22 protein-coding genes are annotated in these 22366 nt (G+C 67.2%); 4 read left to right on the forward strand and 18 right to left on the reverse strand.

Annotation, left to right across the window (positions count from 1 at the left end):
* The first annotated feature begins 13 nt into the window (after nt 1–13).
* Nucleotides 14–1465, forward strand: coding sequence for a short-chain fatty acid transporter (locus APZ15_RS02010; RefSeq protein WP_027789075.1), 1452 nt, complete (start codon nt 14–16; stop codon nt 1463–1465).
* Between the two features lie 74 nt (nt 1466–1539).
* On the opposite strand, the gene APZ15_RS02015 is transcribed toward APZ15_RS02010, so the two are convergent.
* The 6 genes from APZ15_RS02015 to APZ15_RS02040 all read right to left on the reverse strand — a co-directional run bounded on the left by APZ15_RS02015 (nt 1540) and on the right by APZ15_RS02040 (nt 10035).
* On the reverse strand, nt 1540–4758 hold the full coding sequence (locus APZ15_RS02015) for an error-prone DNA polymerase (RefSeq protein WP_027789074.1): 3219 nt from the start codon (nt 4756–4758) through the stop codon (nt 1540–1542).
* Nucleotides 4759–4764: 6 nt separating this feature from the next.
* Nucleotides 4765–6270 (reverse strand): Y-family DNA polymerase, encoded by a 1506-nt coding sequence (locus tag APZ15_RS02020; RefSeq protein WP_027789073.1) that lies wholly within the window; start codon nt 6268–6270, stop codon nt 4765–4767.
* Complete coding sequence (gene imuA / locus APZ15_RS02025) at nt 6203–6910, reverse strand: translesion DNA synthesis-associated protein ImuA (RefSeq protein WP_027789072.1); 708 nt, start codon at nt 6908–6910, stop codon at nt 6203–6205. The genes APZ15_RS02020 and imuA overlap by 68 nt, the downstream gene beginning before the upstream one ends.
* A gap of 327 nt (nt 6911–7237) precedes the next feature.
* On the reverse strand, nt 7238–8032 hold the full coding sequence (locus APZ15_RS02030; RefSeq protein WP_021163153.1) for an ABC transporter ATP-binding protein: 795 nt from the start codon (nt 8030–8032) through the stop codon (nt 7238–7240).
* A 1-nt stretch (nt 8033) separates the two neighbouring features.
* Nucleotides 8034–8930: an ABC transporter permease gene (locus APZ15_RS02035; RefSeq protein WP_027789071.1), complete on the reverse strand. Its 897-nt coding sequence runs from the start codon at nt 8928–8930 to the stop codon at nt 8034–8036.
* Between the two features lie 139 nt (nt 8931–9069).
* On the reverse strand, nt 9070–10035 hold the full coding sequence (locus tag APZ15_RS02040; protein WP_027789070.1) for an ABC transporter substrate-binding protein: 966 nt from the start codon (nt 10033–10035) through the stop codon (nt 9070–9072).
* Nucleotides 10036–10368: 333 nt separating this feature from the next.
* Between APZ15_RS02040 and APZ15_RS02045 the strand changes: the two genes are divergently transcribed.
* A complete protein-coding gene (locus APZ15_RS02045; protein ID WP_021164244.1) occupies nt 10369–10677 on the forward strand; it encodes a VF_A0006 family four-cysteine protein in 309 nt (102 codons plus the stop codon).
* A 107-nt stretch (nt 10678–10784) separates the two neighbouring features.
* Here APZ15_RS02045 and APZ15_RS02050 read toward each other — a convergent pair whose 3' ends face one another.
* Nucleotides 10785–11600, reverse strand: a complete 816-nt coding sequence (locus APZ15_RS02050) for a MetQ/NlpA family ABC transporter substrate-binding protein (protein WP_027789069.1) — start codon at nt 11598–11600, stop codon at nt 10785–10787.
* Between the two features lie 204 nt (nt 11601–11804).
* Nucleotides 11805–13442, reverse strand: coding sequence for a methyl-accepting chemotaxis protein (locus APZ15_RS02055; RefSeq protein ID WP_027789068.1), 1638 nt, complete (start codon nt 13440–13442; stop codon nt 11805–11807).
* Nucleotides 13443–13667: 225 nt separating this feature from the next.
* Here APZ15_RS02055 and APZ15_RS02060 point away from each other — a divergent pair, with 225 nt between their 5' ends.
* Nucleotides 13668–13958 (forward strand): YciI family protein, encoded by a 291-nt coding sequence (locus APZ15_RS02060; protein WP_021163754.1) that lies wholly within the window; start codon nt 13668–13670, stop codon nt 13956–13958.
* A 144-nt stretch (nt 13959–14102) separates the two neighbouring features.
* On the opposite strand, the gene APZ15_RS02065 is transcribed toward APZ15_RS02060, so the two are convergent.
* Genes APZ15_RS02065 through APZ15_RS02085 form a run of 5 tightly spaced genes read right to left on the reverse strand, consistent with a single transcriptional unit; the run spans nt 14103 to nt 18184 of the window.
* Nucleotides 14103–14720, reverse strand: coding sequence for an SCO family protein (locus APZ15_RS02065; RefSeq protein ID WP_027789067.1), 618 nt, complete (start codon nt 14718–14720; stop codon nt 14103–14105).
* 18 nt (nt 14721–14738) lie between these two features.
* Entirely contained in the window at nt 14739–15641 is a 903-nt protein-coding gene (cyoE, locus tag APZ15_RS02070) for a heme o synthase (protein ID WP_006477738.1), read from the reverse strand.
* A gap of 8 nt (nt 15642–15649) precedes the next feature.
* Nucleotides 15650–16762: a COX15/CtaA family protein gene (locus APZ15_RS02075; protein ID WP_021163752.1), complete on the reverse strand. Its 1113-nt coding sequence runs from the start codon at nt 16760–16762 to the stop codon at nt 15650–15652.
* Nucleotides 16763–16786: 24 nt separating this feature from the next.
* On the reverse strand, nt 16787–17413 hold the full coding sequence (locus APZ15_RS02080) for an SCO family protein (RefSeq protein WP_027789066.1): 627 nt from the start codon (nt 17411–17413) through the stop codon (nt 16787–16789).
* Nucleotides 17414–17473: 60 nt separating this feature from the next.
* On the reverse strand, nt 17474–18184 hold the full coding sequence (locus APZ15_RS02085; protein ID WP_027789065.1) for an SURF1 family protein: 711 nt from the start codon (nt 18182–18184) through the stop codon (nt 17474–17476).
* A gap of 84 nt (nt 18185–18268) precedes the next feature.
* Between APZ15_RS02085 and APZ15_RS02090 the strand changes: the two genes are divergently transcribed.
* Complete coding sequence (locus tag APZ15_RS02090; protein ID WP_011353273.1) at nt 18269–18478, forward strand: twin transmembrane helix small protein; 210 nt, start codon at nt 18269–18271, stop codon at nt 18476–18478.
* A gap of 174 nt (nt 18479–18652) precedes the next feature.
* On the opposite strand, the gene APZ15_RS02095 is transcribed toward APZ15_RS02090, so the two are convergent.
* The 5 genes from APZ15_RS02095 to ctaD all read right to left on the reverse strand — a co-directional run bounded on the left by APZ15_RS02095 (nt 18653) and on the right by ctaD (nt 22338).
* Nucleotides 18653–19510, reverse strand: coding sequence for a cytochrome c oxidase subunit 3 (locus tag APZ15_RS02095; protein WP_027789064.1), 858 nt, complete (start codon nt 19508–19510; stop codon nt 18653–18655).
* A gap of 138 nt (nt 19511–19648) precedes the next feature.
* Nucleotides 19649–19849: a DUF2970 domain-containing protein gene (locus APZ15_RS02100; RefSeq protein ID WP_021163748.1), complete on the reverse strand. Its 201-nt coding sequence runs from the start codon at nt 19847–19849 to the stop codon at nt 19649–19651.
* A 16-nt stretch (nt 19850–19865) separates the two neighbouring features.
* Nucleotides 19866–20474, reverse strand: a complete 609-nt coding sequence (locus APZ15_RS02105) for a cytochrome c oxidase assembly protein (protein WP_011353276.1) — start codon at nt 20472–20474, stop codon at nt 19866–19868.
* A 35-nt stretch (nt 20475–20509) separates the two neighbouring features.
* Nucleotides 20510–20650, reverse strand: a complete 141-nt coding sequence (locus APZ15_RS40650) for a cytochrome oxidase small assembly protein (RefSeq protein WP_027789063.1) — start codon at nt 20648–20650, stop codon at nt 20510–20512.
* 80 nt (nt 20651–20730) lie between these two features.
* Entirely contained in the window at nt 20731–22338 is a 1608-nt protein-coding gene (ctaD, locus tag APZ15_RS02110; RefSeq protein ID WP_014895962.1) for a cytochrome c oxidase subunit I, read from the reverse strand.
* Between the last annotated feature and the right edge of the window lie 28 nt (nt 22339–22366).

The raw sequence follows: 22366 nt of genomic DNA on the forward strand, positions 1-22366 counted from the left end.
CAAGGAGATCGAAATGAAAGAGCTGATGGACGTGCAGGACTGCGACACGCCGGCGGTCGACCGTGAACGCATGCTGGAGCGGATGGCCGCGGGCATGGCACGCTGGTCGGAAAAGTGGTTCCCGGACGCCTATATCTTCGCCGCGCTCGCCGTGGTGATCGTGGCGGTGGGCGCACTGGCAGCCGGTGCGCCGGTCACGCGGGTCGGCATTGCGTTCGGCGATGGCTTCTGGAGTCTTATCCCGTTCACGATGCAGATGGCGATCGTCGCCATCTCGGGCTATGTCGTCGCGGTGTCGCCGCCCGCATCGAGGCTGATCGATGCGCTCGCGCGCCTGCCGTCGTCCGGGCGCGCATCGGTAACGTTCGTTGCGCTCGTCAGTATCGTCGCATCGCTGTTCAACTGGGCGATCAGCCTGATCTTCAGCGGCCTTCTGGTCCGGGCGCTGGCCCGCCGCACCGATCTGCGCATGGATTACCGGGCAGCGGGCGCGGCGGCCTATCTCGGGATGGGTGCGACGTGGGCGCTGGGATTGAGTTCATCCGCCTCGCAATTGCAGGCAAATCCGGACAGCCTGCCCAAGGCGCTGCTGGCCATCTCCGGCGTCATTCCCTTCACCGAGACGATCTTTCTCCCGCAGTCGATGCTGATGGCCGCCGTGTTGACCGGCGCGTCGCTGCTGATCGCGTATCTGTCCGCGCCCAACGACACACGGGCGAAAACCGCGGCGGAGCTGGGCATCCATCTCGACGAAAGCCATGCGACGCTCGCACGTCCGACCCGCCCAGGGGACTGGCTCGAGTACAGTCCGCTCGTCACCATTGCCATCGTGGCGATCGGCGCGATCTGGGCCTGGCACGAGTTCACGACGAAGAATCCGCTGATCGCGATCTCGAATCTGAACACGTACAACTTTCTGTTCCTGCTGCTGGGCATGCTGCTGAACTGGCGGCCGAGACGATTCCTCAATGCCGTCGCGCGTTCGGTGCCGTCTGTTGCGGGTGTGCTGATCCAGTTTCCGCTGTACGGCGGGATCGCCTACATCCTGACAAAGGCGGCGGCACCCGCCGGACTGCCGCTCTCCGATCACCTCGCCCATTTCTTCGTTGCGATGTCGTCGCATGCGTCGTTTCCCGCAGTGATGGGCGTGTATTCGGCCGTGCTCGGGTTCTTCGTGCCGTCCGGCGGCGGAAAGTGGATCATCGAGGCGCCGTATGTCATCGAGGCGGCGAAACTGCTGCAGGTTCATCTGGGCTGGGCCGTGACGGTCTACAACGCTGCCGAGGCGTTGCCGAACCTGATCAACCCGTTCTGGATGCTGCCGCTACTCGGGGTGCTCGGGTTGCGTGCCCGCGACATTGTCGGTTTCACGTTCACGCAACTCGCGGTTCACCTGCCGCTCGTGATCTTCATGCTCTGGGCGCTCGCGGGCACGCTCGCCTACCATCCGCCCGTCATGCCGTAACGCGCGGCGCGTTCACGGCATCGCGACGATCGATCGGCTTCACGCCCGTCGTGCCGCGCGCGGTGCACCTGGCATCAATGGAACTCGCGGCTCGACGTGCGCAGGCCGCCGAGCAGCGGCGTCAGATCCTCGAAATGCTGCGCGACGAGGTGCCTCACGTCGCTCGCGACCTGCCACACGCCGGACACGGCGAGCAGCCGCGAATCGAGGGTTTCGCGGCGCTGCCGCGCGAGCAGCTCGGGCCGGACGATCAGGTTCACGCAGCCGGTTTCGTCCTCGAGCGTCATGAACATCACGCCTTTCGCGGTGCCCGGCATCTGCCGCGCGGTCACGAGCCCGCACGCGCGCGCGAGCCGGCCGTCGGGCCGGTCGTGCAGTTCGGCCGCGGACGACAGCCGCCGCGCACGCAGCTCGGACCGCAGCAGCGCGACGGGGTGGCGGTTCAGCGTGAGGCCGGTGGTGTGATAGTCGGCGAGGATGTCGTCGGCTTCCGACGGCGCGCCGAGTGCCGGCTTCTCCGCTTCGTCGATCGGGGCGGTCGCGAGCAGGTCGCGCTCGGGTGCTGCGGCAACCGCTTGCCACAGCGCATCGCGGCGGTGGCCGGCGAGGGTCGCGAGCGCGTTCGCGGCGGCGAGCGCCTCGAGATCGCGGCGCTCGAGCCGCGCGCGGCGCGCGAGGGTGTCGACGTTGTCGAAGGGGCCCGCCGCGCGTGCGGCTTCGATCCTGCGGACAGCGGCTTCTCCCAGACCGCTCACGAGCGACAGCCCGAGCCGGACGGCCGGCTGTCCGTGCGGAGGCGGCTGGCCGGGCAGCGCTTCGAGCGATGCCTCCCAGCCGCTTTGCGTGACGTCGATCGGCAGGACCTGCACGCCGTGACGCTTCGCATCCTGCACGAGTTGCGACGGCGGATAGAAACCCATCGGCTGGCTGTTCAGCAATGCGGCGAGGAAGATCGCCGGTTCGTGGCATTTGAGCCAGCTGCTGGCGTAGGCCAGCTTCGCGAAGCTCGCCGCGTGGCTCTCGGGGAAACCGTATTCGCCGAAGCCCTTGATCTGCTCGAAGATCTGTTCGGCAAATTCACGCGCGTAGCCGCGTTCGAGCATGCCGTGGACGATCTTGTCGTGATACTTCTCGAGATTGCCCTTGCGCTTCCATGCAGCCATCGCGCGACGCAATTCATCCGCTTCGCCGGGTGTGAAACCCGCGGCGACGATCGCGATCTGCATGACCTGTTCCTGAAAGATCGGCACGCCAAGCGTACGAACGAGCACCTCCTCGAGTGCCTCGCTCGGATACGTCACCTCGCCCTCTTCCTCGCCAGCGATGATCCTGCGCCGCTTCAGGTACGGATGCACCGCACCGCCCTGGATCGGCCCCGGCCGAACGATCGATACCTGGATCACGAGATCGTAGTAGTTGCGCGGCCGCAGGCGCGGCAACATCGACATCTGCGCGCGCGATTCGATCTGGAACACGCCGACCGTATCGGCGCGGCAGATCATGTCGTAGGTTGCTTCGTCACCCTGCGGAATGTGTTTCAACGTGAATGGCTCGCCGTTCGGTTCCAGCGGCCCGCGCCATGCGGTGCGCATGTCGAACGCGCGATGCAGCGCCGACAGCATGCCGAGCGCGAGCACGTCGACCTTCATCAGCTTGAGCGATTCGAGATCGTCTTTATCCCACTGGATCACGCGCCGCCCGTCCATTGCAGCGTTCTCGACGGGCACGAGTCGTGTGAGCTTGCCTCGACTGATCACGAAGCCGCCCGAGTGCTGCGACAGGTGGCGCGGAAAGTTGAGCAATCGCCCCGACAATTCGGCCCATGCGCGAATCATCGGCGTCGCCGGGTCGAGCCCGGTCGTCGCGAATTGCTGCAGCAGATCACGGCTGCCATCGAACCAGCGATGCCCCTTCGCGACGCGATCGATCAGCATCGGATCGACACCGAGCGCCTTGCCGGTTTCGCGCAACACGCCGCGCGGACGATACGTCGATACGGCGGCGGCGAGTGCGGCGCGGTCGTGTCCGTATTTTTCGTAGATGTGCTGAATCACTTCTTCCCGACGCTGATGCTCGAAGTCGACGTCGATATCGGGCGGCTCGCCACGCTCCGCGCTGATGAAACGCTCGAACAGCATCGTGCTCTGATCGGGGTCGACCTCGGTGATACCGAGGCAATAGCAGACGACCGAGTTTGCCGCCGAGCCCCGGCCCTGACACAGGATGTTCCGGCTGCGCGCGAATTTGACGATGTCGTAGACCGTCAGGAAGAACGGTTCATAGCTCAGCTTTGCGATCAGGTCGAGTTCATACCGGATCTGCTTCGCCACTTTCTCCGGCATCCCCTGCGGATAACGCTCGGCCGCCCCTGCCTCGGTTTCCTGTTTCAGATAGCTCGTAGGCGTGAGCCCCTTCGGCACGATCTCGTCGGGATACTCGTAGCGCAGCGAATCGAGTTCGAAATGACAAGCATCGAGCATCGCGCACGTTTCCGCGATCTCCTCCGGCGAAAACAGCTTCCCGATCCGCCCGCGCGCACGCAGATGCTGCTCCGCATTCGGCGCGAGCGCATAACCGCATTCCGCGACAGGCATCCCGACACGAATCGCCGTCATCACGTCCTGCAGTTCCTTGCACGAGCGCCGGTGCATCGTCACGTCGCCGAGTGCGACGATGCGCACGCCGCGCCGCTCGCCCGCCGCACGAATCTCCTCGCGCTGCGCACCGTCCAGCGCGCGCTGCAACTGCACGAGCCCGAGCCGCGCACGCTCGCCGAACGTCGCGCGAAACCACGCGACCTGTGCATCGAGCACGTCCGCCCGCACCGGATACGTGGGCACGAGAATCGCGAAGCAGTCCGGCATGCCGCGCAGGTGTGCGAATGCCTCGGGCGGCCTCGACAGCATGTGCGACGTCAGCGTGTAAGTCCCCTTCGGCGCTTCCATCCGCCGCCACGAAATCAGCTCGGACAGGTTGCCGTAGCCTTCCCGACTCTGCGCGAGCAGCACGAGCCCGAACGCGCCGGGGCCCGGATCGTGGCCCGGTGCGACTTCATCCGGTGTGACTTCGAAGTACGAACCGATGACGAGCGGCAACCCTTTCGCCTTCGCCGCGACGTGCATGCGCGGTGCACCGGCGAGCGAGCATTCGTCGGTGATCGCGATCCCGCGATAGCCGAGTTCCGCCGCACGCTCGACCAGTTCTTCCGCATGCGACGCGCCATGCAGGAACGAAAAGTTCGAACGGCAGAACAACTCCGCGTAATCGGGCAGCCAGCTGAATTCCGCAACCATGACCGTTCACCCGAACAGGCCGTGCAGGAACCAGCGCGGCTCGGCCTCGCGCGCTGCCCGCTCCTTGAACACCCAGTAGCACGCACCGGTTTCGTCCTGCGCGACGTGGTAATCGCGTGCGGCGAGCTGGCCATCGAACCACCCGGCCTCGATCCGTTCCACCGACGACATCATCCTGAGCGGCGTATGAAACACCGGCCGCTCCCCCCGCATCAACAGCGGCAGCGGCTCGTCCAGCAACCATGCGGGCCTCGGCGGCACGGCCGGCGGCCCGCCGGCCGGCTTGCCGGCCTGCGCATCGAGCGGCAGCCAGCGGTTCGCGGCCTCGGGCCGGTGATCGGCAACGGGTGCCGCGCGCAGCACGTTCTCCGCGCCGAGCCGTGCGACCAGCAGCTCGAACAGCCGCGCGCGCGTCTCTTTCGTGCCGCCCGGCTCGGGGAAAAGATCGTCGGCCGGCGGCGCGACCGATTCGACGCGCGTGGCCTTCAGACGCACCGCGATCACCGCGGCCGGCAACTCGACGCGCGCGAGCCGCTCGCCGAGCAGCCGCATGAAGTGCGTCTCGTCGCGCACGGGTGCGGCGAACGCGAGTTCGAGCGGCGTCGGCGGCACGGCCTGGCGGCCGCGCTCGTGTTCGAGATCGAACGTCATCGCGGCCAGCGACAGCTGCCGTGCGGCCAGCCAGCCGCACAGCTGCACGACGAGCCGCCGCGCGGCGAACAGCACGGCTTCCGCGTATTCGACGCGCTCCGGCAATTCGAGCCGCACGTCGAACACGGGCGGCACCGCCATCCATGCGAGCGGCTCGACCGCATCGCCGTACGCGCGATCGAGCGCGGCCAGCAACGCGGGACCGCAGCGGCGCTGCAGCCCCGCGCGCGGCAGGTTGCGCAGGTCGGCGAGCGTGCGGCAGCCGAGGCCGTCGAACCAGCCCGCATACGGACGCGCATCGGGCAGCAGCACGCACGGCAGCCTGTCGAGCGAACGCACGAGCGACACCTGGCCGGCGACGCGGCGCCGGATGCGTGCACGGGCCGACACGCGCGCGAGCAGCCACGCGCCCCGCCCGGTCGGCGCGGCGGACAGGCGCGCCGCATAGCCGAGCGCCGCGAGCGTCGCGCGCACCTGTCGGCACAGCGACGGCAGGCCGCCGAACAGGCGCAGGCTCGGGCCGACGTCGACGATCAGCGTGGCTTCGTCGTCGAGCGCGACGCACGGCGAAAAGCGCAGCAACGCGAGCGCGACCGCGCGCAGCGCATCGGCCTCGCGCGCGGGGTCGCGTTCGACGAGCCGCGTGTGCGGCGCGAGCGTGAGCACGCCGCCGCGCTTCATGCCCGCGCGCACGCCCTGCCGGCGCGCGGGCGCATCGGCGATCAGCACGACACCCTGCTCGAGCACCGCGCAGCCTGCTTCGTCCGCTTCGTCTACGCGTTGCGCCGCGCCGTCAGACGGCGGCGGGGCGCACACGTCGAGCGGCAGGCGCGGCAGATGGATGCCGAGCAAGACGCGCATAGCGGCTCTCCACGATGGGCGACGGCAGGTCGAGCACGAGCGGCTCGCCGCGTGCGGGGCCGCGACGCTTGACGATGTCGAGCGACACGCCGCCCGGCACCGGATACAGCGCGACACGCAGCACGGCCGGCGACGGTTGCCGCGCGGCCGACAGCGGACGCAGCATCACGAACAGCGTGTCGCCCGTGCGCGCGGCCGCGAGATGCAGGCGCCGCAGCGCATCGGGCCGCGCATCCTGCCAGAGCAGCAGCGCGCCGCAGCACCCCGTCTTGAGCGCCTGCTCGGCGGCCCACAGCGCATCGGTGCGGCTGCCGGCGCGCAGCCACAGCAGCGCGTCGGACGGTACGCCGAGGCTGGCGAGCGCGGTTGCATGCGGCGCTTGAGGCGGCGCGACGAGCGCAAGCGGACGGCGCGCGCTGACGGTGCGTGCGAGCGCGGGCGCGAGCAGCCGCATCTCGCCGCAGCCCGGCTGCGCGGCCAGCAGTTCGACGAGCCCGCCGACCGGCCAGCCGCCGCCCGGCAGCTCGGCCGACAGCGGGGCGAAGCCGGTATCGATCGTGCGCGGGCCGCCGCGCGCGAGCTGGGAACCGCGCCACAGCGACGGATGAAGGGATTCGGGAGAAATGGAGGATGCGAGCATGACGCCACCCACAACTGTATGGATATACAGTATATGGCAATGCGCTCGCGTCGCACAGCACCGGCGCGAAACCGGTTTTCGTCAGAGGAAAAACGACGGGAAAGCCGGCGCGGCCGTCATGTTACGCCGCACCGGAGCGGGTGTGGCCGGATCGTACCACCCGAATGCGCGCCACCGTCATCCGGGCCGAATTGCCGACCCGCCGCGCCACCCCAATTCGTCGGGCCGATTTGTCGACCCGACCCGACTCGCCGGGCCGGCACGCCACCCCTCACGCGAACCGGCACGATGCAACACCCCGCGCCGCGCCGGCCCGCCAGCCGCCCGTCAGCCGAGCAGCAGCGCGTCGTCGTCGAGCTGCTCGTGACGCACCTTCTCGAACATCTGCAGCAGGTCCGGCACGTCGAGCCCCTTGCGCGCGTCGCCCGACACGTCGAGCACGACCTGCCCCTGGTGCAGCATCACCGTGCGGTCGCCGTAGTCGAGCGCCTGCCGCATGCTGTGCGTGACCATCATCGTCGTCAGCTTGCTCTCGGCGACGATGCGCGCGGTCAGCTCCAGCACGAACGCGGCCGTCTTCGGGTCGAGCGCGGCCGTGTGCTCGTCGAGCAGCAGGATTCGCGACGGCCGCAGCGACGCCATCAACAGGCTCACCGCCTGCCGCTGGCCGCCCGACAGCAGCCCGATCCGGTCGGTCAACCGATTTTCCAGCCCGAGGTTCAGCAGCCGCAGCTTGTCGCGGAACAGCTCGCGCGACGGCCGGTCGAGCGCCGCGCGAAAGCCGCGCCGCGCGCCGCGCGCCATCGCGAGCGCCATGTTCTCCTCGATCGTCAGCGCCTCGCAGGTGCCGGCCATCGGATCCTGGAACACGCGCGCGACGAGGTGCGCGCGATCCCACGCGGCCTTGCGCGTGACGTCCGTGCCGTCGATCGAGATGCGTCCCGCATCGACGGCCTGGTCGCCGCTGATCGCATTGAGGAAGGTCGATTTGCCGGCACCGTTCGAGCCGATCACCGCGACGAACTGGCCGTCGGGAATCTCGAGCGACAGCCCGCGCAGCGCGCGCGTCTCGATCGGCGTGCCGGGATTGAACGTCAGTTTCAGGTCTTGTGCGGACAGCATGTCAGGCCCCTCCGTTCTTGCGCGCGAACAGCTTCTTGCGCGTTGCCGGCAGCACCAGCGCGATCGTGACGAGCGCGGCCGTCACGAGGTTCAGGTCCTGCGCCTTCAGCCCGATGAATTCGCTGTTCAGCGCAAGCGCGATGAAGAAGCGGTAGACGATCGCGCCGAGCACGACGGCGAGCGTCGTCAGCACGAGCCGGCGCGCCGGCAGCAGCGTTTCGCCGATGATCACCGCGGCCAGCCCGATCACGATCGTCCCGATCCCCATCGAGATGTCCGCGCCGCCCTGCGTCTGCGCGAACAACGCACCGGCGAGCGCGACGAGCGCGTTCGACAGCGCCATCCCGGCGAGCGTCGCGCGGCCGGTCGCGATGCCCTGCGCGCGCGCCATCCGCGGGTTCGCGCCGGTCGCGCGCATCGCGAGGCCGAGCTGCGACGAGAAGAACCAGTCGAGGCCGAGCTTCGCGACCACGACGACGATCGCGAGCAGCGCGGGGCGCAGCACGTAATCGGGCATCCAGTCGGGCTGCAGCACGGTGAAGACGGTCGGCTCGGTGATGAGCGGCACGTTCGGCCGGCCCATGATCCGCAGGTTCACCGAATAGAGCGCGATCATCATCAGGATGCTGGCGAGCAGGTCCATGATCTTCAGACGCACGTTGAGCCAGCCGGTGATGAAGCCGGCCGCCGCGCCCGCGACGATCGCGATGCAGGTCGAGCTGAACGGGTCGTAGCCGGCGGAGATCAGCGTCGCGGCGACGGCGCCGCCGAGCGGAAAGCTGCCGTCGACGGTGAGGTCGGGGAAGTTGAGGATGCGAAACGAGATCAGCACCCCGAGGGCGACGAGGCTGAAGATCAGGCCGATCTCCAGGGCGCCCAGAAACGAGAACAGAGACATGATGGGGAAATCCTGTTGCTTCCCGGCCGGACGTGTACGGCCGGGCGAAGCGAACGGGCGGCCCCGGGTGGGAGCCGCCCGTCCGGCGGTGTCGTTCAGGCCCGGATCGGGCCTGCAGGCGCGGCGGTCGGGCCGCGACTTACTTGATGACCGTCTTCGCGTCCTTGAGCAGATCCGGCGCGAGCGTCACGCCCTGCTTCGCGGCCGCACCCGTGTTCGCGAACAGCTCGAGGTTGCTGCTCGTTTCCGATGCGATCGCGCCCGGCTTCTCGCCCTTCAGGATGCGCGCGACGACCTTGCCCGTCTGGCGGCCGAGGTCGCCGTAGTTGATGCCGAGCGCCGCGATGCCGCCGCGCTTCACGCTGTCGGTGTCGCCGGCGACGAGCGGGATCTTCGCTTCGTTCGCGACCTTCACGAGCGCTTCGTACGCGGACACGACGTTGTTGTCGGTGTTCGTGTAGATCACGTCGACCTTGCCGATCAGGCTTTTCGCGGCCGGGCCGATGTCGACGGTGCGCGGCGCGGCCGCTTCCTTCAGCGTCATCCCCTGCTTCGCGAGGATTTCCTTCAGCTCCTTCACGACGACGACCGAATTCGCCTCGCCCGGGTTGTAGACCATGCCGACCGTCTTAGCGTTGGGCACGACGCGCTTGATCAGCGCGACCTGGCGATCGAGCGGCAGCTTGTCGGACACGCCGGTCACGTTGGTGCCCGACGGGCCCCAGCCCTTCACGAGCTGCGCGGCGACCGGATCGGTCACACCCGAATAGACGACCGGCACGCTCTTCGTCGACGCGACCACCGCCTGCGCGGCCGGCGTCGCGATCGCGACGATCACGTCGGGCTGGTCGCCGACGAACTTGCGCGCGATCTGCGCGGCCGTGCCCGTGTTGCCCTGCGCGCTCTGGTATTCCCACTTGAGCTTGTCGTCGCCGTAACCTTCCGCCTTCAGCTCGGCGCGCACGCCGTCGCGGATCGCATCGAGCGCCGGGTGGTCGACGATCGACAGCACCTTGACGGTCTGTGCGTGCGCGGCACCGGCCAGCGCGAGCGCGGCCACGCCGGCCGTGATCGAACGGATCGCGAAAGTCTTGAAACGCTTCATGGGTGTGTCTCCCCCGTATTGTGTCGGTTCTGGATGATGGATTCCCGCCGCCGTCATGCGGGCGCCGCCACGCGTGCGACGCGGTGGCGGCCGGCCCGTGCGCGCCCCGGGAAGGCGCGCAGCGGCGAACGCACGAGGATACCATTTCCGCAGACCACCGCCTGACTCCGAGCTTTCTTGAAGAGGCCGGGCCGCGGCGCCCGCCGGGGCGCCGCCACCGCGCGCGAAGCCCGGCCGGCGGCGGTTTCGGCCGGCCCCGGCGCAACGCGTCAGCCGTGCTCGCGGCTTTACGTTATGCTGTCGGCCGACCCAGTCCACGCCATCGGAGGCGACATGAAACGGGGGATCCGAGCCATCGCATTCGCGGCTGTCGCGCTGGCGTTGCCGGGGGCGGCGTTCGCGCTGACCGACGGCAGCGCGCAATACGACGACTGCATGCTCAATGCGCTGCGCGAGAGCCGCAACGGTGCGGCGGCCCAGTTGATCCAGCGCTCGTGCGACGCGCTGTACCGCAACAACGCGATGCTGCTGCCGCGCGAGCGGCGCTTTCACGAGTGCGTCGTGCAGTCGCTGCCGGGCGTGCGCGACAACTATGCGATCCAGCAGATCATGTCGATCTGCTCGCGGCGCGGCGAGATGTGAGACGGCGCCGAACGCGGCATCCCGCGGCCCCCGACCGGCCGCGCCAATGAAAAAGGGCCTGCGCGATGCAGGCCCTTTCGTTCAGCGGTCCGGCCGGTGTGCGGCGTTCAGAACGACGCGACCATCGAGCCCTTGAACTGCTTCTTGATGAATTCCCGCACTTCCTGCGACTGGTACGCCTTGACCAGCTTCTTCACCCACGGCTGGTCCTTGTCCTTCGCGCGCACGGCGATCAGGTTCGCGTACGGGCTCGTCAGCGATTCGAGCGCGATCGCGTCCTTGGTCGGCTGCAGGTTCGCGGCGAGCGCGTAGTTCGTGTTGATCACGGCCGCGTCGACATCCGACAGCACGCGCGGCAGTTGCGCGGCGTCGAGTTCGGAGATCTTCAGCTTCTTCGGGTTCTCGGCGATGTCGAGCACCGTCGCGTTGTTGCCGCCCGTGCCGGCGCCCGCCTTCAGCTTGATCACGCCTTGCGTCTGCAGCAGCAGCAGCGCGCGGTTCTCGTTCGACGGATCGTTCGGCACCGCGAGCTTCGCGCCTTGCGGCAGGTCCTTCAGCGTCTTGAACTTCTTCGAGTACACGCCGATCGGCGAGATGTAGGTCAGGCCCGCGCTGACGATCTTGTAGCCGCGCTGCTTCACCTGGCTGTCGAGGTAGGGCTGGTGCTGGAAGCTGTTCGCGTCGAGGTCGCCCGAATCGAGCGCCGCGTTCGGCTGCACGTAGTCGTTGAACTCGATGACCTTCACGTTCAGGCCTTCCTTCTCCTTCGCGACCTTCTGCACGAGCTGCCACACTTCCGCATCCGGGCCGGCCACCGTGCCGACCTTGATCACCTTGTCTTCGGCATGCGCGCCTGCCGACAGCGTCAGCGCTGCGCCGGTGGCCAGCACGGAAAATACCTTCAGGAGACTGCGACGCTTCATCTGTTTCTCGCTTTCTTGCTTACTGGAAATGGGGCGCGATACGGGTATGCCCCGACTCGCAGGAAGGGGCAAATGGTGTCACAGGATCGGCGGGAAGTGAAATACATCCCGCTCATATGGGTATGCACCGCAGCGGTGCCGGCGAAGGCTGCGCGACTCGGCCGTTAGTTGCGTTTGAGCGACATGCGCGTCAGCCCGTGTGCGTCACGCCGCCGTCGCATGGTCGGCCGCCTTCGTGCCGAATGCAGGTTCGCGCGTCTGCCCGCCGGCCCGGCGCGGCGACAGGCCGTCAGCATCGACGACCCGGAACGCGCCGACCGCATCGCGCAGCCGCGCGGCCTGTTCCTGCAGCGACGCGGCGGCCGCCGCCGCTTCCTCGACGAGCGCCGCGTTCTGCTGCGTTACCTGATCCATCTGCGTGACCGCGCGCCCGACCTGCGTGATGCCGCTCGCCTGCTCCTCGGACGCGGCCGCGATCTCGCCCATGATGTCGGTCACGCGCGCGACGGCCTGCAGGATCTCGCCCATCGTCGTGCCGGCCTGGCCGACCAGCGTCGAGCCGTTGCGCACGCGCTCGACCGAGTCGACGATCAGCTCGCGGATCTCCTTCGCGGCCGTCGCGCTGCGCTGCGCGAGCGAGCGCACTTCGCCCGCGACCACCGCGAAGCCGCGGCCCTGCTCGCCCGCGCGCGCGGCTTCGACCGCCGCGTTCAGCGCGAGGATGTTGGTCTGGAACGCGATGCCCTCGATCACGCCGATGATGTCGGCGATCTTGCGCGAGCTGTCGTCGATCTCGCCCATCGTGCCGATCACGCGGTTCACGACGTCGCTCCCCGTGCGCGCGATCTCCGATGCGTTGTTCGCAAGCCCGCTCGCCTGTCGCGCGTTGTCGGCGTTCTGCTTCACCGTCGCGGTCAGTTGCTCCATGCTCGCGGCGGTTTCCTCCAGCGACGCGGCCTGCTCCTCGGTGCGCTGCGACAGGTCGTCGTTGCCGGCCGAGATCTGGCGGCTCGCCGACGCGATCGATCCGGCCGACTGGCGAATCCCGCCGATCGTCGCCTGCAGGCGGGCCTGCATGTCGTGCATCGCGGCCATCATGCTCGTACGGTCGCCCGCGCGCACGGGCACCGGCTGCGTCAGGTCGCCCTGCGCGATGCGCGCCGCGAGCGCGGCCGCTTCGTCGGGCTCGCCGCCGAGGCTGCCGCGCACGTTGCGGATGATCACCAGCATCGCCGCGCTGATCACGAAGCCGATCACGAGCACGACCGCGAGGTGGCCGAGCAGCGTCCGGTAATAGATGGTGTCGATGTCCTTCAGGAAGACGCCGCTCGAGATGTTCCAGTCCCACGGCGTGAAACGCGTGACGTAGCTGATCTTCGGCGCGGCGGTTTCGCTGTGCGGCAGGCGCCCGCGGTACTCGGCGAAGCCGCTGCCGGTTTCCTTCGCGGCGTTCAGGATCGTGACGAACAGCGGCTTGCCGTCCGGGTCGAGATAGTCGCCGACCTGCGTGCCGACCAGCTTCGGCAGCGTCGGATGCATCAGCACGACCGGCTTCGAGTCCATCACGAACACGTAGCCCGAATCGCCATAGCGCATCGCGGCCAGGCTCGCGAGCGCGTCGCGCTTCGCGTCGGCCTCGGGCAGCGTGCCGCCCTGCGCGAGTGCGTGATACGCCTTCACGATGCCGGCCGCCGAGTCGACGAGATTCACGATGCCTGCCTTGCGTTCGGCGAGCATCGTCGCGCGCGTCTCGTACGCGCTCCATGCGCCGACGCCCAGGAGACCGATCCATACCAGCGCAAGCGCGAGCCACAGCTTGCGGTTCAAACTCATTCTGCTCATCTGCGTGCCTTTGTCGATGTCGATGCGCACGCTGCGCGCGAACGGCCCGCCCCGCGCAAACGCTTGCCTTTTTATTTACGGCACCGAGGCTTACAACTTGAATACGCGCGGGTGCGGCAAACCGCCGGTCGGTCGGCCGCCCGCGGCGCGACAGCCCGCATCCGCTGTGCTAAAAAGACCGGCTGGCCGGCACACGAGGAGCCGGCACCATTCCGGGGGCCATCCATGTACGTCATCGACATCCACTACACCGCATCGCTCGAACACATCGACGATGCGCTCGAACGCCATCGCGCATTCCTGCAGCCGCAGTTCGACAAGGGCATCTTCATCGCGGCCGGGCCGAAGGTGCCGCGCGAAGGCGGCGTGATCCTCGCGGCCCGCATCGATCGCGACGAGCTGGACGCGATCCTGAAGACCGATCCGTTCGTCACCGAGGGGCTCGCCACGTATCGCGTGACGGAATTCCGGATCACGCGCGCCGCATCCGGCTTCAACGTCCCCGCGCTGCCGTAACGCGACATGCGACGCGTGCGCGATGCGCGCGCGCCGACACGCCGCCCGACGGGCGGCGCATGCCAACAACGAGGAGAGAACCAGGGTGACGGCGCGTGGCGGCCGTCACGCGAAACGCCGGGCCGGGCGCCCGGCGGCTGCCGGTCAGTCGACCAGCAGCTTCAGGTCGTGGACCCACGGGCCGGGGCCCTGGCCGTCACGCACGAACAGGCGCAGCTTGCCGTCGCGGTCGAACACGTAGCTCGCGGCGGTGTGATCCATCGTGTAGCTGCCGGGCGTCTTGCCGGGCACCTTCGCGTAGTACACGCGGAAATCCTTCGTGACCTTCTTCAGCGCGGCTTCGTCGGCCGGCCGCAGGCCGATGAACGACGGATCGAACGCGGGCACGTACTGGCCGAGCAGCGCCGGCGTGTCACGCTCCGGGTCGACGGTGACGAACAGCACCTGCACGCGTTTCGCGGCATCGGGCCCGAGCTGTCTCAACGCTTCGGACAGCTCGGCCATCGTCGTCGGGCACACGTCCGGGCAGTGCGTATAGCCGAAGAACATCACGACGGCCTTGCCCTTGAAATCGCCGAGCGTGCGCACCTTGCCGGCCGTATCGGGCAGCGAGAAGTCGCTGCCGAACTGCGTGTTGCCGGTGATGTCGAGATTCTGGAATTTCGGCGCGTTGTCGCATCCGGCGAGCAGCAGCGCTGCCGTGAATGCGCATGCGAGCATCCAGCCTTGGCGCGCGCGGCGCCCGAACCGTGATTGGAGCATTGCGTTCAAACCGTGCGGTTACACGCCGAGCAGCGGGCGTGCATAGTGATCGACGAGCAGCGCGGCAAACAGCAGCGACAGGTAGACGATCGAGTAGCGGAAGGCCTTGCGGGCGAGTTCGTCCGAATAGTCGCGATGGATCTTCCACGCATACGCGAGGAACACCGCGCCGAGCAGCACCGCGCTCGTCAGGTAGACGGCCCCGCTCATCCCGGAGATGAACGGCATCAGCGTGACCGCGAACAGGATCACCGTGTACAGCAGGATGTGCAGCCGCGTGAACTTCTCGCCGTGCGTGACGGGCAGCATCGGCAGCCCCGCGTTCTCGTAATCCTTGCGGCGATACAGCGCGAGCACCCAGAAATGCGGCGGCGTCCACACGAAGATGATCAGCACGAGGATCCACGCGTCGCCCGGCACCGCGCCGGTGACCGCGGCCCACCCGAGCGCCGGCGGCATCGCGCCCGACGCGCCGCCGATCACGATGTTCTGCGGCGTCATCGGCTTGAGCAGCAGCGTGTAGATCACCGCATAACCGACGAAGGTGGCGATCGTCAGCCACATCGTCAGCGGGTTCGTGAACGTATAGAGCGTCCATGCGCCGACGCTGCCGAGCACGGCCGAGAACAGCAGGATCTGCGGCGTCGTGATCTCGCCGCGCGCGGACGGGCGCCACGCGGTACGGCGCATCATCGCGTCGATCTTCTGTTCGACGAGGCAGTTGATCGCGAACGCCGCGCCGGCCAGCAGCCAGATGCCGACCGTACCGCCGATCAGCACGTGCCATGGCACCATGCCCGGCGTCGCGAGGAACATGCCGATCACCGCGCAGAACACCGCGAGCTGCGTGACACGCGGCTTCGTCAGCGCCATGTACTGGGAAAAGCGGCTACCGGGCGATTGGGAGAGGGTGCTTTGCATGGGGGCGGTCACGCCGGGGCGGCGTCGCGCGCAGGCTGCGCGACACGGCCGGGGCGGCTTGAAAGGATGCGAAAGTTTAACATGACGACGAGCAGCAGCAGGATCGCAGCCCCGCCGTTGTGCGCGACGGCGACCGGCAGCGGCCACTGCAGCACGATGTTGGTCAGGCCCGTCACGAACTGCAGCAGGACGACCAGCAGCACGCCGTTCGCGGGGCGCCGCAGCGATTCGAAGCGGCGCATCTTCAGCGCGAACGCGACCAGATACGCGACCACGACGAACGCGAACGTGCGGTGCGTCCAGTGGATCGCGACCAGCGCGTCCTGCGTGATCGCGTCGCCGTCCTTCGTCATTCCGAGCGCGCGCCACAGGTGGAAGCCGTGCTGGAAGTCCATCGGCGGAATCCACTGGCCGTTGCAGGTCGGGAAGTCGGTGCATGCGAGCACCGCGTAGTTGGTGCTCACCCAGCCGCCGAGCGCGATCTGCACGACCAGCAGCACGAGCGCCGCGAGCGCGGCCGCGCGATAGCGGCCGGCTTCCGGATCGTACGACGGCAGCGGCGTCTGCCGCGCCGCAAGCCACCCGAGCGTGCCGAGCAGCGTGAGGCCGAGCAGCAGGTGGATCGTGACGATCACCGGCTGCAGCTTCATCGTGACCGTCCATGCGCCGAACGCGCCCTGCACGAGGATCAGCAGCAGCAGGCTCGTCGGCCACCACGGCGACACGTGCAGCGGGCGGCGGCGCAGCCTTGCAGACCACGCGATCACGACCTGCGCGATGATCAGCACGCCGATCGCCATCGCGAAATAGCGGTGGATCATCTCGATCCACGCCTTGGTCATGCTGACGGGGCCCGTCGGCATCGCCTGGTGCGCGGCCGTGATCGCGGCGTGCGCGATGAACGGCGACGACGTGCCGTAGCAGCCGGGCCAGTCAGGGCAGCCGAGCCCCGAGTCGGTCAGCCGCGTGAAGCCGCCGAACATCACGAGGTCGAGCGTCAGGAAGGTGGTGATCCACACCAGCTTGCGAAACTTGTTGTCGTCGGCCTTCACCCACACGTACGACAGCGGCAGCAGCGCGATGCACAGGCCGATCAGGCCGAGTTGCAGTAGATACGACATCGGTTCCTTGCCTCTCGTCTTGCCTTAGCCGATGCTCGACCACTTCAGCAGCTTCGTCACGTCCGACTTGATCTTGCTGGGGTTCGGATCCTTCGGGAAACGCATCATCAGGTTGCCGTTCGGGTCGACCATGTAGAGGTGGTCGCTGTCCTTCGTGCCGGCATCGGCCGGCAGCCATGCGGCCACCGCGGCCGGATCGGCGACGAGCCGGCGCGTGTCGGGATAGGCATCCAGCACCTTCTGCGGCATCGCACCCGCATCGCTGCGCAGCCACACCATCGTGATCCGGTGCCGCTCGCCCGCCTGCGTCACGCGGATCTGGCGCATGAAATAGAGTTTCTGCGCGCATGCGTCGTCACACGCGCTGCGGTCGGTCATCACGAACAGCCACACGCCGCGCAGCGACGACAGCGGCACGGTCTTGCCGGTTTCGTCGGTCACCTGCAGATCCGCAGGGATCGGACGCTGCGGCTCGATCAGCGTGCCGTAGTTCGTCGAGCCGCCCTTCGGCTTGATCACGTAATAGGTGAAGTACGACGCGATCATCGGCGCCGCGCACACGAGACCCAGCAGCACGAGCATCCAGCGGCCGCGCTTGCGGGCCGCCGGCGACATCGGCGCAGCGGCCGAACCCTGACGGGAAGATTGCATGGACAAATCAGACCTCTCGAAACGAACCCGCGGCGCCGGCGCCGCGTCCTGGCATGGCGCTCACGCGCCGGCCGACTTCTTCGCCGCACGCCGCGCGGCGTACAGGCCGAAGCCGAGCGCGGCCGCCGCCATCGCCCACCACTGAAACATGTAACCGTAATTGCGCTCGACGCCGGTCGTCGCCGCCGGCCAGTCGCGCACGAGCTTGTCGCCGTCGTCGCTCGTCTGCTGGATCACGAACGGCTGCAGCGGCAGCCCCGTTTCCTTCGCATACGCGGCGACGTCCAGGTTCTGCCGGATCTTCTGGTGCGCCGCCGACCCGCCTTCGCCGAGCTCGAACGCACGCGACGCGTCGGCACGCGCGATGCCCACGATCTCGACGTCGCCCGCGGGCGTCGCGAACGGCTCGATCGCCGTGCGATCGGCGATATTGCGCGGCAGCCAGCCGCGGTTCACGAGCACGACGCCGCCGCCCGTGAGTTTAAACGGCATCACGACGTAAAAACCCGGCTGGTCGTTATACGGCCGATTGTCGAGGAACACCGCCTGTTCAGGCAGGAAACGGCCCTTCGCCCGCACACGGTGAAACTCGATCGACGCGAGCGGCATCGGCTGCGGGCCGACGTCGACGGGCGCCGCCTGCTCGTAGCGCTCGATGCTCGCCTGCAGCGCTTCCTTCTGGTGCGCGCGGTCGCGCTGCCAGAAACCGAGACGGATCGTGACCGCGACGACGACGAGAATCAGCAGCGCAGGCAGCCAGCGAATCTTCATCATGCAGCCCGCCCGGCGTGTGCCGGAACGCGAAGTGCGATAATTATCCTCTTCCTTCCGAATTGCCGCCGTCCGGTTCGTGTCATGCACATACTCGTTCCCATCGCCTTCGTCCTCATCATTGCCAGCATGGGCTCGGCGCTCTACTTCATGATGCACGACCGCGGCCACACGAAACGCATGGTCTGGTCGCTCGCCACCCGCGTCGGGCTGTCGGTCTCGCTGTTCCTGCTCATCCTGATCGCGAACTGGATGGGCTGGATCCATTCGACCGGCCTGCCGATCGGGCGTTGATGCCGTTGCCGTGGTCGCCGCTGTGACATTTCGCCGCATGGCCGCGCCACCAAGCAAAAGCGCCGCCTGACTGAGTCGCGGCGGCGCCAGGGTGGTGTCGCTCGCAGCCTCGCTGCCGCGCCCACGACACCAATGAAAACGGCCCGCGCATTGCTGCGCGGGCCGTTTTTCCATTTACAGCCAGTAGACGACGACGTACAGGCCGAGCCAGACGACGTCGACGAAGTGCCAGTACCACGCGGCGCCTTCGAATGCGAAGTGGTGATCGGGCTTGAAGTGGCCGCGGATCATCCGAACCAGCACCACCGCGAGCATCGTGCCGCCGAGGAACACGTGGAAGCCGTGGAAGCCCGTCAGCAGGAAGAACGTCGAACCGTACACGCCCGAGTTCAGCGTCAGGTTCAGTTCGTTGTACGCGTGGTAGTACTCGAAGCCCTGCAGGAACAGGAAGCAGATACCGAACACGAGCGTCGCGGCCAGCCATGCGATCGCCTTCTTGCGATGGTCGTCACGCAGCGCGTGGTGCGAGATCGTCAGCGTCACGCCCGACGACAGCAGGAACGCGGTGTTCAGCGTCGGGATCGGCCACGGGCCCATCGTCTTGAAGTGACCGGCGAGTGCTGCCGGGCCTTCGTTCGGCCACACGGCGGAGAAATCCGGCCAGATCAGCTTGTAGTCGAGGCTGCCGAGCTGGTGCAGCGCGATTTCACGTGCATAGAACAGCGCGCCGAAGAACGCGCCGAAGAACATGACTTCCGAGAAGATGAACCAGCTCATGCTCCAGCGGTACGACTTGTCGACGTTCTTGCCGTAATGACCGCCTTCCGACTCGGCGATCGCGTCGCCGAACCAGTGATACAGCGTGAAGAGCAACCACAGCAGGCCGAGCAGTGCCGTAAACGGCGCCCAGTCGTGACCGTTGATCCACAGCGCCGCCGATCCGAGCATGACCAGCAGGCCGATGGCCGCACTGATCGGATGGTGCGACGGATGCGGCACGAAATAGTACGGGGTCTGGTTTTGACCGCTCATGCTTGATTCTCCACTTCTGTCCAATTTGTGTACCGGAAACCGCTCCGGCTTTATTTCTTGCGCGGCGTGACCGCCACCGCTCTTTCCTGCACGCGGCGCCGTGGCGCCGCGCACTGCATTTTTTCGTGGCCGCGCGCCTCAGCCCACGACGGCACGCACGATCAGGATCAGCACGCCGATGAACACACCGGCCGCCAGCAACGCGACAATCAGCACGTGCAGCGGATTCAGCTGCGTCGCGTCGGCCTCCAGGTCGCGCCGCTTGCGCACCCCGAAGAACGACCACAGCACGGCCTTCAGCGCCTGACCGAACGACCCGCCCCGCTTGACCTCCGTCATCGCCCCGCCTCCGTCGTCATGCGTCCGGCTTCGCCGCGCCCTGCGCCGCGGTCTTGCCCGGCGCCGGCGCCGGCGTGGCCGGCGTATTCAGCTCGAAGAACGTGTACGACAGCGTGATCGTCTTCACGTCCTTCGGCAGTTTCGGATCGATCACGAACACCACCGGCATCTTGCGCGATTCGTTCGCGGCCAGCGTCTGCTGCGTAAAGCAAAAGCACTCGATCTTCTTGAAGAACTCCGTCGCCTGCTTCGGCGCGTAGCTCGGAATCGCCTGTGCAACGACCGGCCTGCCCTGCCCGTTCGTCACGTCGTACACGATCGTCGTCAGCTCACCCGGATGCACGTCGAGGCTGTTGTGCTCCGGCTTGAAACCGAGCGGGCCGCGCGCATTCGCGTCGAACTCGACCGACACCGTGCGGCTGGTGTCGACCTGCGAATTCTTCACCTCGCGCTCGCTCACATCGCGCTGCACCAGGTTGTTGATGCCGGTGATCTGGCAGATCGCCCGGTACATCGGGATCAGCGCGAAGCCGAAACCGAACATCAGCCCGGCCACGACGAAGAGCTTCACCAGCATCGAACGATTGAACGCGCGATCGACGGCGCCCTCTTCCGGCTTCGACATACGACAACTTCCTCGCTACTGCGTCTGTTGCTGCATCAGTGAGTGGACAGCCACCACTGCTTGATCACGACACCCACAAAAAAAACGGCGGCGATGACGAGCAGGATGAGGCCGAGCCGCTTGTTGCCCGCGCGGATCTGCTCGGGCGTTCGTCTTTGTTGTGGATTCCGGTTCATCTGAAACTTCGCTGACATTTCAATTCCGCGCCCGCCGCGCCTGCCTGCGCGGCAGGCAACGGCGGAGCGCAGGGTGAAACTTATTCGACGTGCGGCGGTTGCTCGAACGTATGGAAGGGAGCCGGGCTCGGCACCGTCCACTCGAGGCCCGTCGCGCCGTCCCACGGCTTGTCCGACGCCTTTTCCAGCTCGCCGCCGCCACGGTAGGCCGGCAGCGCGACCGCGAACAGGAAGTACACCTGCGCGAGGCCGAAGCCGAATGCGCCGATCGTCGCGACCTGGTTGAAGTCCGTGAACTGCGCCGGGTAGTCCGCATAACGACGCGGCATGCCGGCGAGACCGACGAAGTGCATCGGGAAGAACGTCAGGTTGAAGAAGATCATCGACGACCAGAAGTGGATCTTGCCGCGCGTCTCGTTATACATCCAGCCCGTCCACTTCGGCGCCCAGTAGTACCAGCCCGAGAACAGCGCGAACAGCGAGCCGGCCACCAGCACGTAGTGGAAGTGCGCCACCACGAAGTAGGTGCCGTGATACTGGATGTCGAGCGGCGCCATCGCGAGCATCAGGCCCGTGAGACCGCCGAACGTGAACACAAACAGGAAGCCGATCGCGAACAGCATCGGGGTTTCGAAGGTCATCGAGCCGCGCCACATCGTCGCGAGCCAGTTGAACACCTTCACGCCCGTCGGCACCGCGATCAGCATCGTCGCGTACATGAAGAACAGCTGGCCGGTGACCGGCATGCCCGTTGCGAACATGTGGTGCGCCCAGACCATGAACGACAGGATCGCGATCGAAGCCGTCGCGTACACCATCGAGCTATAGCCGAACAGCGTCTTGCGTGCGAACGCCGGGATCACCTGCGACACGATCCCGAACGCCGGCAGAATCATGATGTACACCTCGGGGTGGCCGAAGAACCAGAAGATGTGCTGGTACATCACCGGGTCGCCGCCGCCTGCCGCGTTGAAGAACGACGTGCCGAAGTGACGGTCGAACAGCACCATCGTGATCGCGCCCGCCAGAACCGGCATCACCGCGATCAGCAGGTACGCCGTGATCAGCCACGTCCATGCGAACATCGGCATCTTCATCAGCGTCATGCCCGGTGCGCGCATGTTCAGGATCGTCACGACGATGTTGATCCCGCCCATGATCGACGACGCACCCATGATGTGCACCGCGAAGATCGCGAAGTCCATGCCCGGGCCCATCTGCGTCGACAGCGGCGCGTAGAGCGTCCAGCCGGCGGCCGTCGCGCCGCCCGGCGCGAAGAACGAACCGACCAGCAGCACGGCAGCGACGGGCAGCAGCCAGAAGCTGAAGTTGTTCATCCGCGCGAACGCCATGTCGGATGCGCCGATCTGCAGCGGAATCATCCAGTTCGCGAAGCCGACGAACGCCGGCATGATCGCGCCGAACACCATGATCAGGCCGTGCATCGTCGTGAGTTCGTTGAAGAACTCCGGACGCATGATCTGCAGGCCCGGCTCGAACAGCTCGGCCCGGATGCCGAGGGCCATCACGCCGCCCGACAGGAACATGATGAACGAGAACAGCAGGTACAGCGTACCGATGTCCTTGTGGTTGGTGGCGAACAGCCAGCGCCGCCAGCCGTGCGGCATTTCGTGCGCGTGGTCGTCGTGCGCGTGGTCCGCGGCTACGTCGTGCCCGATGCTAGACATGAGAATCTCCTAATGCGAATACGTCGAC

It is taken from the genome of Burkholderia cepacia ATCC 25416, assembly GCF_001411495.1.
In the GTDB taxonomy this organism is placed as follows: domain Bacteria; phylum Pseudomonadota; class Gammaproteobacteria; order Burkholderiales; family Burkholderiaceae; genus Burkholderia; species Burkholderia cepacia.